The sequence below is a fragment of the Micromonospora sp. NPDC093244 genome (assembly GCF_040683695.1).
Lineage (GTDB): Bacteria > Actinomycetota > Actinomycetes > Mycobacteriales > Micromonosporaceae > Micromonospora.
The window spans coordinates 160,148-171,197 of record NZ_JBFBEO010000008.1; the positions used below are offsets into that span (position 1 = coordinate 160,148).

General features: G+C 74.6%; 9 protein-coding genes and 1 pseudogene. 3 read left to right on the forward strand and 7 right to left on the reverse strand.

What is annotated here, in order from left to right; translation table 11 throughout:
* Positions 1-97: 97 nt before the first annotated feature.
* Positions 98-1,108, forward strand: coding sequence for a helix-turn-helix domain-containing protein (locus AB0N27_RS28015; RefSeq protein ID WP_364376034.1), 1,011 nt, complete (start codon positions 98-100; stop codon positions 1,106-1,108).
* A gap of 51 nt (positions 1,109-1,159) precedes the next feature.
* Here AB0N27_RS28015 and AB0N27_RS28020 read toward each other — a convergent pair whose 3' ends face one another.
* From AB0N27_RS28020 to AB0N27_RS28040, 5 genes are all read right to left on the reverse strand, one after another.
* Complete coding sequence (locus AB0N27_RS28020) at positions 1,160-4,879, reverse strand: S8 family serine peptidase (protein WP_364376037.1); 3,720 nt, start codon at positions 4,877-4,879, stop codon at positions 1,160-1,162.
* A gap of 157 nt (positions 4,880-5,036) precedes the next feature.
* Positions 5,037-5,924, reverse strand: coding sequence for an NAD kinase (locus AB0N27_RS28025; protein WP_364376040.1), 888 nt, complete (start codon positions 5,922-5,924; stop codon positions 5,037-5,039).
* Between the two features lie 70 nt (positions 5,925-5,994).
* Positions 5,995-6,855 carry a TlyA family RNA methyltransferase gene (locus AB0N27_RS28030; protein WP_364376043.1) on the reverse strand — a complete coding sequence of 287 codons (861 nt, stop codon included), beginning with the start codon at positions 6,853-6,855 and terminating at the stop codon, positions 5,995-5,997.
* Between the two features lie 20 nt (positions 6,856-6,875).
* Complete coding sequence (locus tag AB0N27_RS28035) at positions 6,876-7,169, reverse strand: hypothetical protein (RefSeq protein WP_364376046.1); 294 nt, start codon at positions 7,167-7,169, stop codon at positions 6,876-6,878.
* A gap of 25 nt (positions 7,170-7,194) precedes the next feature.
* Positions 7,195-7,776, reverse strand: a complete 582-nt coding sequence (locus AB0N27_RS28040) for a hypothetical protein (protein WP_364376049.1) — start codon at positions 7,774-7,776, stop codon at positions 7,195-7,197.
* A 111-nt stretch (positions 7,777-7,887) separates the two neighbouring features.
* Here AB0N27_RS28040 and AB0N27_RS28045 point away from each other — a divergent pair, with 111 nt between their 5' ends.
* A complete protein-coding gene (locus AB0N27_RS28045) occupies positions 7,888-8,226 on the forward strand; it encodes an SCP2 sterol-binding domain-containing protein (RefSeq protein WP_364376052.1) in 339 nt (112 codons plus the stop codon).
* Positions 8,227-8,245: 19 nt separating this feature from the next.
* Here the strand turns inward: AB0N27_RS28045 and AB0N27_RS28050 are convergent, their stop codons facing one another.
* Positions 8,246-9,265 (reverse strand): HAD-IIA family hydrolase, encoded by a 1,020-nt coding sequence (locus AB0N27_RS28050; protein WP_364376055.1) that lies wholly within the window; start codon positions 9,263-9,265, stop codon positions 8,246-8,248.
* Positions 9,262-10,218 (reverse strand): Replicase polyprotein 1ab, encoded by a 957-nt coding sequence (locus tag AB0N27_RS28055; protein WP_364376081.1) that lies wholly within the window; start codon positions 10,216-10,218, stop codon positions 9,262-9,264. Before AB0N27_RS28055 ends, AB0N27_RS28050 begins: the two co-directional genes overlap by 4 nt.
* Between AB0N27_RS28055 and AB0N27_RS28060 the strand changes: the two are divergent.
* Positions 10,207-11,050, forward strand: a pseudogene (locus AB0N27_RS28060) (hypothetical protein); the annotation flags it as partial. The gene AB0N27_RS28055 and the pseudogene AB0N27_RS28060 sit on opposite strands and share 12 nt — an antisense overlap.

An 11,050-nucleotide genomic window follows, 5' to 3' on the forward strand; every position in this document is an offset into this window, starting at 1 on the left:
CCGACAGTAGACGCGTGCCCCGACAGTTGACCAGCCGACGGGCCCCGCCGGTGGGCCGCGACGTGCCCCCCACCTGGGCGACGTACAGTTCTGCCACGTGTTGGACGTGATCGGCCTGACCCCCGCCGAGGAGGAGCTGTACCGCTGCCTGCTGCAGCTCACCACGGCCCGGATCGACGAGTTGGTCCGCCGGCTGAACCGGCCCCGTGAGCAGGTCGTCGCCGAGGTCGAGGCGCTGCGCGCCAAGGGCCTGGTGCAGCCCACCGACGCCGACCCGGACGCCCCCCTGCGCCCGAACGCCCCGGACGTCGCCCTCGGCGCGACACTGCTGCGCCGGCAGGAGGACCTGGAGGCGGCCCGTCACCGGGTCACCCAGCTGGCTGAGGAGTACCGCTCCGGGCTGCGCCGGCACCACGTCGACCACCTCGTCGAGGTGATCACCGGCACCGGGGTGCTCCGCGACCGGCTGCGCGACCTGCAGAACTCGGCGCGTACGGAGGTGCTCTGGTTCTGCCGGGCCAATCCCCTGGCGATGGCCGGGCCGGAGAACCTGGAGGAGTTCGACGCGCTGGCCCGCGGGGTGAGCTACCGGGCCATCTACGAACGGGAACTGCTGCTGGAACCGGGCGCGCTCGCCGACCTGGCCAAGGGCGTCGGCGCCGGCGAACAGGCCCGCGTCCTGGACCGCCTGCCGGTCCGACTGGCCATCGTGGACGCCCGAACCGCCATCTGCCCGCTGGTGCCCGACCGGGACGGCGGCGAGCCGAGTGCCGCCGTGATCGGCCGTAGTCAACTGCTCGACGCGTTGCTCGCCCTGTTCGAGAGCCACTGGCGGGTGGCCACCCGGCTGCGGCTTGAGGATCCCCTCACCGGCGCCGGCCACGACGGCTCGCACACCGGACGCCCGGCCGACGGCTACCGGCCGGACGCCGACGAGGCGCGGCTGCTGTCCCTGTTCGTGGCAGGCGTACCGGACAAGTCCATCGCCTCCCAGCTCGGGGTGAGCCGGCGGACCGTGCAGCGACGACTCGCCGACCTGATGGACGTCGCGGGCGTGGACACCCGACCCGGGTTGGCGTTCCAGGTGGCCCGCCGCGGCTGGATCTGACGCCGGCAGCGCGGGGGTGGGACGGCCCGAGCCGCCCTACCCCCGCGCCCGTCAGCGCAACCCGTACGCGTCGACCACGGTCTGCTCGACGGTGTTCCCGGCCCGGTCGCGGGCGTGCACCCGCAGCGAGACCGTTCCGCGCCCGGCCGGCACCGTCGCGGTGTACCGGGTGCCGGAGCCCCGGGTCGGCGCGGACCGCCAGGTGACGCCCCCGTCGAAGGAGACCTCCACCCGGAGGCTGGTGCCCGTCGGCGCGGGCACCCCTGCCGGCTGGCGCAGGGTCAGGCCCACCTGGTGCGGCCGGTTGCCGCGAACCGTGTTCAGCAGGTCCGCCGGCACCCGGTAGTCCACCTGCAACAGCGACAGCGGGACGGCCGCGCCGCCCGACGGCCGCGCCGAGGTGAACTCCCAGGCCGTCTCGGTACGGGTGGCGTAGCGCCACGCGGCCGAGGCCCGCCGGGTCGTCAGGTCCAGGCGGTAGCGTGCCGCCGCCGCGCTGGTCGGCACCGGCGCCCAGCCGTCGGACAGGTCGGCGATCTGCCGCCCGTCGCGGCTGACCCGCGCCTCGACGGTGTCCGACTCCTCGCTGTTCCCGGCCACGGTGTAGTGGCCGTCGGCGTCGACGAACTCGGGCACCCGCAGGTCCAGGCTGTCACCGGCGCGAGTCGGCACGGAGGCCGCGCCGGCCGGTACGGCCGGACGGACCACCGGGGCGTGCCAGGTCTCGGTCTCCCGGTCGTCGGCGTCGTACCGGCGGGGCTCCTGGGTCAGGCCGCCCTCCAACTGCCCCCACTGCATGAACATGGACTTGTGCAACACCCGGTGCTGCCACCAGTTGTCCCCGGCGCTGACGAACTCCTGCCTGGTGGTGCCGTTGCGGACGATCCGCTGGTCGTCGTTCCAGGCGTACTCCTGCCAGGGACGCCAGCCGAACCGCTCCTCGGTGGCCCAGCCCGCGCCCATGTCGCCGTAGCTGGCGGTCACCTCGGCGGTGTTCTTCGCCGTCACTGTGTGCACGATCCGTTCCGGCACCCGGCCCTTGGACACCTGCCACACGTCGTACAGGTAGGGGCTGTCCACGGTCAGTGTGAGGTCGAGCGTCGCCCGGCCCCAGCGGGCCGCCGCGATCAGCCGCTGCCCGTCGTCGTACGCGACGACCATCGCGGGGATCGGCAGCCGCTCCCCGCCCGGCCGCCATACCGTCCACGCGGTCTGGTCCTGCGGCCGGACGATCAGCACCACCGCCGCTCCGGCCTTCGCGGCCGCCTCGACCTGCTCGTCCTCCGAACGGGCCGGGTCGGCGGCGAGCAGCGCGGCGGCACCCCGTGCCCGGGCCAGCTCGGCGGGTGTTCCGGCGCCGGCCCAGACCAGCGGCAGCTTGCGCCGACCGGTCGGCGCCGGCGAGGTGCCCAGCAGGTTGATGTCCGACGGGCCGGACACCCCGCTGACCGTCGCCTGCACCATGGGCGCGACGAGCTGCCAGCGCGAGGCGAACTCGAACTCGCCCTGGCGCACCTGCCGGGTGGGCGTGACGTTCACCTGCTGGACGGTGCTGTAGGCCATCACGCCGTGGTCGATCTGCCGGCCGTTGCCCAGCACCCGGTGCACGTAGAAGCTGAGCGTGGCACGCTGCTCGCTGGGCTTCGGCGTCTCGATCCGTACCGGGGTGCCCTTGCGGGCGTCGAGCACCACCGTCAGGTCCCGGTCGACTGTCAACTCCGGCTCGACGGTCTGGGTCATCTGCTCGTCCAGCGGTGCACCGTGCTCGACCAGCGCGGTCAGCAGGTACGTGCCCTCCTCGACCCGCAGGGTGCCCTCCCCCGGCCACCAACCCCAGTAGTCCGACTCGGGCTGCTCCCCGAACAGGGTCAACCCGGGCGACAGGGTCAGCTGACCCTGCCGATCCAACACCTTCACCGTGACGTCGTGCAGGGGGCCGCTGACGGTGAGCCCGACCGGCGTCCGCACGGCGACGCCGTCCGTACCTGTCGCCACCAACCAACCGCCGTGCGGACCACGGGCGAACTTCGCCGGGTCGGCGCGCAGCGGCACCGCCACGCTGCCGCCCGCCGGCACGCTCACCTCGCCGGATCCGAGCGCGACCCCGTCGGTCTCGGCCGCACCGCTGTCCAGGTTGCGCAGCTCCAGAGCCAGCCGCAGGGTCTGCGCGGTCTTCGTGCCGTTGGTGTACGTCACGCTCCGCTCGGCCGTCGCGCCGCCGGTGGTGATCCGGCCGAAGTCGACTGTGGACGACGCGTACACCCGCTGCGTGAGCGCCCGCGCCACATCGACCCGGCCGCCACCCTGCTCGAAGACGGTGAGCGCCGGGTTGGCCTTCGTGGTGCTCACGAGAGCGTCCTTGAGCTTCCCGGCGGCCCAGTCGGGGTGTTCCTGGGCGAGGATCGCCGCCGCGCCGGCCACGTGCGGGGTGGCCATCGACGTCCCGGACGCGGTCGTGTAGGCGTCGCCCACAGGCGTACCCATTGTGGTGCCCGCGGCCCGCGCGGCGACGATGCCGACGCCCGGTGCGGTGATCTCCGGCTTGAGGCCGTTGTCGCCGAGACGCGGGCCGCGGCTGGAGAACTCCGCGAGGTTGTCGTCGCGGTCCACCGCGCCGACGGTGAGCGCCGCGGTGGCCGCGCCCGGAGAGCCGACGGTACGCGCGGCGCCCGCGTTGCCGGCGGCGACGACGAAGAGCGCGCCGGTCTCGGCGGTCAGGTCGTTGACGGCCTGGCTCATCGGGTCGGTGCCGTCGGTCGGGTCACCGCCGAGGCTCATGCTGACGACCTTCGCGCCGGAGTGGGCGGCCCACTCCATGCCGGCGATGATCGCCGAGGAGCTGCCGGAACCGCCGTCGTCGAGCACCTTGCCGACCAGCAGGCGCGCGCCGGGCGCCACACCCTTGCGCAGCCCCGCCGACGCGGCGCCGCTGCCGGCGATGGTGGCCGCGACGTGGGTGCCGTGGCCGTGGCCGTCGCGGGCGCTGCCACTGTCGGAGAAGTCCCGCGCCTCGGCGATCCGCCCGGCCAGGTCGGGGTGGGTGGCGTCGACACCTGTGTCGAGGACCGCCACCGTCACGCCGTTGCCGTCCCGGCCGGCCGCCCAGGCCTGCGGTGCGCCGATCTGCGGCACGCTGTGCTCCAGCGCGGGGCGTACCCGGGCGTCCAGCCAGACGCGGGCGATGCCGCCGCCCAGCGTGGGGGCGGCGGCCGTGGCCCGGGTGGCCGGTGTGGCGGCGAGGGTGGTCCACAGGCCGCCGAGGTCGCCCTTGCCGACGCGCAACGCGGCACCGTTGATGCTCGCCAGGGGGCGGGCGTCGGCGGCGACGGTGAGCGGCCGGACCCGACCGGCGGCCGGCTCCTGGTAGCGCACGATCAGCGGCAGGTCGCCCTGCGCGGCGTCGCCGTAGCCGTCGGCGGCCAACTCCTGCACGTCGAACAGGTTGGCGTCGAGAACCCCGCTGGACACGTAGGGCACCGCGTCGCTGGGCAGCACCCGCAGCCCGCCGTCGACCTCCAGGGTCTGGAAGATGACCCGCTCACGCCCGGGGCCGGGGCGGACGGTGGCGGCGACCCGACCCGGCGCCGCCGGCGCGAGCTCGACCTGGTCTCCGGTGATCAGGGTGACACGAACGGGCGTGGCGCCGGGGGCGCTCGGGCCCGGATTGGGGCCGACGGGCCGGGCGGGCGGGTCGGCGGACGCCGGTGCGGCGAGCCCGACCACCAACGCGCCGACCGCGCCAGCGGTGAGCCAGCGTGGGGACCAGTGCATGCGATGTGCTCCTCTACTCCTGTGGGCCCCCATCCGTAGACGAGGGCCGATCGGAGTCTGCGACGGAGCCCGTCACCAGGTCACTAGTCGCCGGCCGCCGCAGCGGCGACATGTCGTCAGGTGGACAACAACCGTGCACACACGGTGTGCCCGACGGTCACCTGCGGCTGCCCCGCCACCCGTGCACGGGAAGGCCGAACTTGGCGACCAGCCGGTCGGTGAAGGGGCGTGCCCGCAGCCGCACGATGCGCACCGGCAGCGCGCCCCGACGCACGGTGACGCGGGCGCCGGGCGGCAGGTCGTACACCCGTCGACCGTCGCAGGAGAGCACGGCGAGGGTGGTGAACGGATCCACGGTGATGACGAATGTGGACGTCGGAGCGGTGACCAGCGGGCGGCTGAACAACGCGTGCGCGCTGATCGGCACCAGCAGCAGCGCCTCCACCTCCGGCCAGACCACCGGGCCGCCGCCGGAGAACGCGTACGCGGTGGAGCCGGTGGGGGTGGCGCAGACGACGCCGTCGCAGCCGTAGCGGGACAGTGGCCTGCCATCCACGTCGACGAGCAGCTCGAGCATCTGCGCCCGCTCGCCCTTCTCGACGCTTATCTCGTTGAGCGCCCACGACTCGATGGTGGGGCCGCCGTCGAACTCGGCGGTGACGTCAAGGGTCAGCCGTTCGTCCACCGTGTAGTTGCGGCTGACGACGTCCCGGACCGCCGTGTCCAGGTCGTCGATCTCCGCCTCGGCCAGGAAGCCCACCTTGCCGAGGTTGATGCCGAGCAGCGGGACCTTCGCGGGCCGGGCCAGCTCCGCCGCGCGCAGGAAGGTGCCGTCGCCACCGAGCGCGAACACGATCTCGGCGCCCTCGGCGGCCTCCGGGCCGGCGACCGGCACCACGCCGGGCAGGTCCAGGTCGTCGGCCTCGTCGGCGACCACCCGTACCTCGAAACCCGCAGCGATCAGGTCGGCGGCGACCGACCGGGCGTGCTCGGTGCTGCGCCGACGGCCGGTGTGGGTCACCAGCAGCGCCGTACGACCGCTCATCGGAGCGGCCGCCCGTCCACCGTCGCCCCGGCACGGCCGCGTGCCGGTGCGCACCGCTCGCTGTACGCGTTCACCCTGCGACCTCCTTAGCCGCCGCGGCCGGCACGTCGCCGGCCGTCGTCGGGCCGTCCGGCCCGGCCGCCACCACGGCCCGCACCCGCGTCGGGTCGGCCGGTGGTGCGCCACGGCGCAACCATACGAAGAACTCCACGTTGCCGCTCGGCCCGGGCAGCGGGCTGGCCGCGACGCCGGCCAGGCCGAGGCCGAGCTGCCCCGCCGCCGCCGCCACGTCGAGCACGGCCTCGGCGCGCAGTTCCGGGTCGCGGACCACGCCGCCGGCGCCCACCCGCTCCTTGCCGACCTCGAACTGCGGCTTCACCATCAACGCCAGGTCACCGTCGTCCCGGGTGCAGCCGGCCAACGCCGGCAGCACCAGCCGCAGTGAGATGAAGGACAGGTCGGCCACCGTGAGGTCGACCGGCCCGCCGATCGTCTCCGGTTCGAGGGTACGGACATTGGTGCGCTCCAGGACGCGGACCCGGTCGTCGGTGCGCAACGACCAGGCGAGCTGCCCGTAGCCGACGTCCACGGCCACCACCTCGGCGGCGTCGGCGCGCAGCAGCACGTCGGTGAAGCCTCCGGTCGAGGCACCGGCGTCCAGGCAGCGCCGGCCCGCGACGCGCAGCCCGCCGGGGCCGAACGCCGCCAGGGCCCCGGCCAGCTTGTGCCCGCCGCGCGAGACGTACTCCTCGGTGGGGTCGTCGCCGGTGACCAGGAGCGGGTCGGCGGGATCGACCATCGCGGCGGCCTTACGCGCGGGCACCCCGCGCAGCTGGACCCGGCCGGCCTCCACAAGCGCGGCGGCCTGCTCACGGGAGCGGGCCAGATTGCGGCGGACCAGTTCGGCGTCCAACCGGTTGCGACGTGCCATGGGTGGTTCTCCGGTCTCGCTCAGGTCTGGTCGATGGTGGCGAGAGTTTCCCGCAGCGTCTCGTAGGCCGCCTCGTACTGGGCGATCTGGTCGGCCGGGGCGAGCGTCGCCGCGTTCGCCATCGCCCGCACGGCGGCGTCGACCGCCGGGTGCCGCGCGGCGTCGCTGTCGTCACCGGCCGCGTCGAGGTCGGGTCGGACGCTCGGCGGCGGACCGGGACGCGCGCCGAACCCGCCGGCCGGCGGGCCGGGGCGGACGCCAGGGGGCGGACCGGGGCGCGCGCCGGGCGGCCCCGGGCGGACGTCGCCGTTCACCTGACGCCCCACCGGGACGCGGGCGTCACGACTCACCGTCCGGGCGGCGCTTGCGCACGGCCTTCTTCGCCGGCATCGCCGCCGGGGTCGGGGCCTCGTCGCTGGTACGGCTGATCGTTGCCGGCGGCTTGCGCGCGATGGCCTTCTTGGCCACTGCCTTCTTCGCCACCGCCTTCTTCGCCACCGGGGCGGAGACCGGGGCGCCGGCCGGGCCGTCCGACGGCACCAGGGCGGCGTCGGGCTGCGCGGCGCGGGTCGGGTCGGGCTGCGGCGTGGCGGCCGGTGGCGTGGCGGCAGGCTCGACGGCCCGCGCCTCGCGGAGCTGCCGTTCCAGGTCGCGCACCCGTCGTGTCAGCTCGGCCACCTCGTCGGCGGTGGCCAGGCCGACCGCGCCGAGCGCCCGGTCGACCTCGAACCGGACCAGCTTGGTCAACGCCTCCCGGTTGGCGGCGCCGGTGCTGACCAGCTCCTCGCCGAGGGCCTGGAGCTGTGCGGCGGTCGCCCCGCCGGATCCGACGAGGCGACGCGCCACGTCCTGGGCCTTCTTCCGGGGCGCCTCCGTGAGGCCCATGGCCAGTTCGAGGTAGGCGCGCCACGCGTCCTGCATGCCTGAGTCCTTCCCTGGGGCGGGGTGTGCAGGTGTCACGCTACCGGGCACCCCGCACTGTCCTGTGCGGTACGGTGCCGGGGACGGCGTGGCGATCAGCGAGGGGGAGATGTGGCCAGCGTGGACGAGTGCCGGCAGGCGTTGCAGGAGCTGGCCGCCCGGTTGGATCGCAACGCCGAGACGGTACGCGACAAGATCGACCTGGACCGGACGCTCGCCTGCCGGATCACCGACCTGGGCACGGCGTTCCACGGGCGGATCACCGGCGGCCGGCTTGTCGAGCTGACCGACGGCGACGACCCCAAGGCCAAGATCGCGCTGAGCACGTCAAGCGACGACCTGCTGGCCCTGGTGCGCGGCGATCTGGACGTCACAAGCGCGGTGACCTCCCGCAGGGTGTCGATCAAGGCGAACCCGTTCGACCTGCTGAAGCTGCGCAAACTGCTCTGACGACCCCCCGGGGCCCGTCTCACCCGCCGCTGGGCAGTCCGAAGCTCTCCAGTGCGTGGGCCGCGTCGGCGCCCACCGCACGGATCTTCGGCACTTCCGGCGCCGACCAGGCCGCCGCGCAGAGCGCGGCCAGCGCGTCCAGCGGCCGACCTGAGCCGGCCAGCTCCACCAGGCCGTCCTGGACCGTCACGGACCACTCTGCGGCGTCCCCCGGGACCGCCACGGCGCCCTGCGGGTCGAAGAGTCCCGCCAGGTCCCACGCCACGTACGTGGGCCGCCGCTCTGGGCTGGCGGCCAGCAGGTCGGGAACGCCGTGGACGCCGGTGAGCACGAGCAGACTGTCCAGCCCGGCCCGGCGCGCGCCCTCGATGTCGGTGTCCAGACGGTCGCCCACGACGAGCGCCCGGCCACCGTCGCTGCGCCGGGCGGCGGTCTCGAAGAGGGCCGGCTCCGGCTTGCCCACCACCACGTCCGGATCCCGCTCCAACGCGGTCCGCAACACGGCGACGAGCGAGCCGTTGCCGGGCAACGGTCCACGATTGCTGGGCAGCGTCCGGTCGGTGTTGGTGGCGATCCAGATCGCGCCCGACCGGACGGCCACCGACGCTTCCGCCAGCTCGGCCCAGCCCACCTGCGGGCCGTACCCCTGCACCACCGCGGCCGGCTCCTCGTCGGCGCGGGACACGGGCGTCAGGCCCACCGCGCGCAGCTCGGCGCGCAGCGCCTCCGCGCCGACCACGAGCACCGGCGCACCGGCGGGCAGCCGGTCCCGCAGCAGCTCAGCCGAGGCCGCGGCGGAGGTGAGCACCTCCTCCGGCTGGGCCGGCACCCCCATCCCGGTCAGCAGGTCCGCGACCTCGCTGGACCGTCGGGAGGCGTTGTTCGTGGCGTACGCCACCGCCCGCCCCTCGGCGTGCAGCCGGGCCACCGCGTCGACCGCGCCGGGAATCGGCCGGTCGATCAGGTAGATCACCCCGTCCAGGTCGAAAACGACAAGGGTGTACCCGTCGACCAGCCGCTTCCCGGCGTCCGCACTCACCGCTGCGTCTGCCCCGACTCGTCGCCCCGGGCGGGAGCGGTCTCGTCGGCGTTCACCGCGTCCGCGACCGGCGCGGTCCGGTCCGCCGACTCGGCGTTCCCGCTCTGGTCGGGATGCCGGTCCTCGTCCTCGTCGTCGAAGCCCTCGTCGTCCGCCGAGCGACCGACAGCGTCGCCCTGCTCGTCGTCGTCGAAGTCCTCGTCCTCGTCCTCGTCGTCTTCGTCGTCGTCGTCGTCGTCGAAGTCTTCGTCGTCGTCCGCGTCCCGGTCCGCCGTGTCGTCGTCACCGGCCGCCAGGTCGGTGTCCGGCTGGGTCGGGACCGCGCCGGGAGCGCCCGGACCGGCGGCGATCTCCTCGGCTTCGTCCTCGTCGTCGCCCTCGATGACCACGCCGTCGAGTTCGAGCAGCCGCTCGGCCGCGTCGGTCTCCCCCTCGGTGTCCGCGTCGGCGGCGCGGGAGAACCACTCGCGGGCCTCCTCGCGCCGACCCACCGCGAGCAGGGCGTCGGCGTACGCGTACCGCAGCCGCGCGGTCCACGGCACCGTGGCCTCGCTGGTGAGGTCCGGCACCTGGAGCATCGCCACGGCGGCGTCCTTCTGCCCGAGGTCACCCCGGGCGCCGGCGGCGACGATCAGCAGCTCGATCGCGACGGCCTGGTCCAGCTTGTCCTGATCGGCCCCACGGAACAGGTCGATGGCCCGCTCCGGCCGACCCAGGGCCCGCTCACAGTCCGCCAGCACGGCGATGTGACTCTGCAGACCACTCATCCGGTGGTACGTGCGCAGCTCGGCGATCGCCGTCTGCCACTCCCCCGCGTGGTACGCGGCCAGACCCACGGCCTCCCGGACAGCGGAGATACGCGAGGCGAGTCGACGGGCGGCCAGCGCGTGCGCCAGCGCCTCCGCCGGGTCCTCGTCGATCAACTGACCGGTGGCGACCAGGTGCCGGGCCACCGTCTCGGCGACAGGCTTGTTCAGCGACAGCAGCTCGGCGCGGACGTCCTTGTCGAGGTCCGTCGCGACGATGTCGTCAGGCAATGCCGGGGCGGACGTACGTCCACCCTCGTACGACTCGGAGCCCGCACGGTCGTCGCGGCGGGTCTCCTCCTCGCGACGCGGCCTTTCGTCGGCCCGGAAACCGCCCTCACGACGGTCGCCGCCCCGGAAGCCACCCTCACGGTCGCCGCCCCGGTAACCGCCCTCACGCGGGCCGCTGGGACGGGAACCGTCCCGGTCGCCACCACGGAAGCCGCCCTGGCGGTCGCCACCGCGGAAGCCGCCCTCGCGTGCAGCGCCGCCCTCACGACGGTCACCACCACGGAAGCCACCCTCGCGCGGCGGGCCGGAACGGCCACGGTCGCCGCCCTGGTAACCGCCCTCGCGACGATCGCCGCCACGGAAGCCACCCTCACGACGGTCGCCGCCACGGAAGCCACCTTCGCGGTCGCCGCCCCGGAAGCCACCTTCGCGGTCGCCGCCCCGGAAGCCGCCTTCGCGGTCACCGCCACGGAAGCCACCTTCACGCGGAGCGCCCGGGCGAGAACCGCCACGGTCGCCACCACGGAAACCACCTTCGCGGTCACCGCCCCGAAAACCGCCCTCGCGGGGCGGGGCGGAACGGTCACGGTCGCCGCCCTGGTAACCGCCCTCGCGACGATCGCCACCACGGAACCCGCCCTCGCGGTCACCACCACGGAAGCCACCTTCACGCGGAGCGCCCGGGCGAGAACCGCCACGGTCGCCACCACGGAAACCACCTTCGCGGTCACCGCCCCGAAAACCGCCC

Coding starts and splice junctions, on each gene's coding strand:
- AB0N27_RS28020 (WP_364376037.1), bottom strand. CDS start 4,879: ATGCACTGGTCCCCACGCTGGCTCACCGCTGGCGCGGTCGGCGCGTTG.
- AB0N27_RS28025 (WP_364376040.1), bottom strand. CDS start 5,924: ATGAGCGGTCGTACGGCGCTGCTGGTGACCCACACCGGCCGTCGGCGC.
- AB0N27_RS28030 (WP_364376043.1), bottom strand. CDS start 6,855: ATGGCACGTCGCAACCGGTTGGACGCCGAACTGGTCCGCCGCAATCTG.
- AB0N27_RS28040 (WP_364376049.1), bottom strand. CDS start 7,776: ATGCAGGACGCGTGGCGCGCCTACCTCGAACTGGCCATGGGCCTCACG.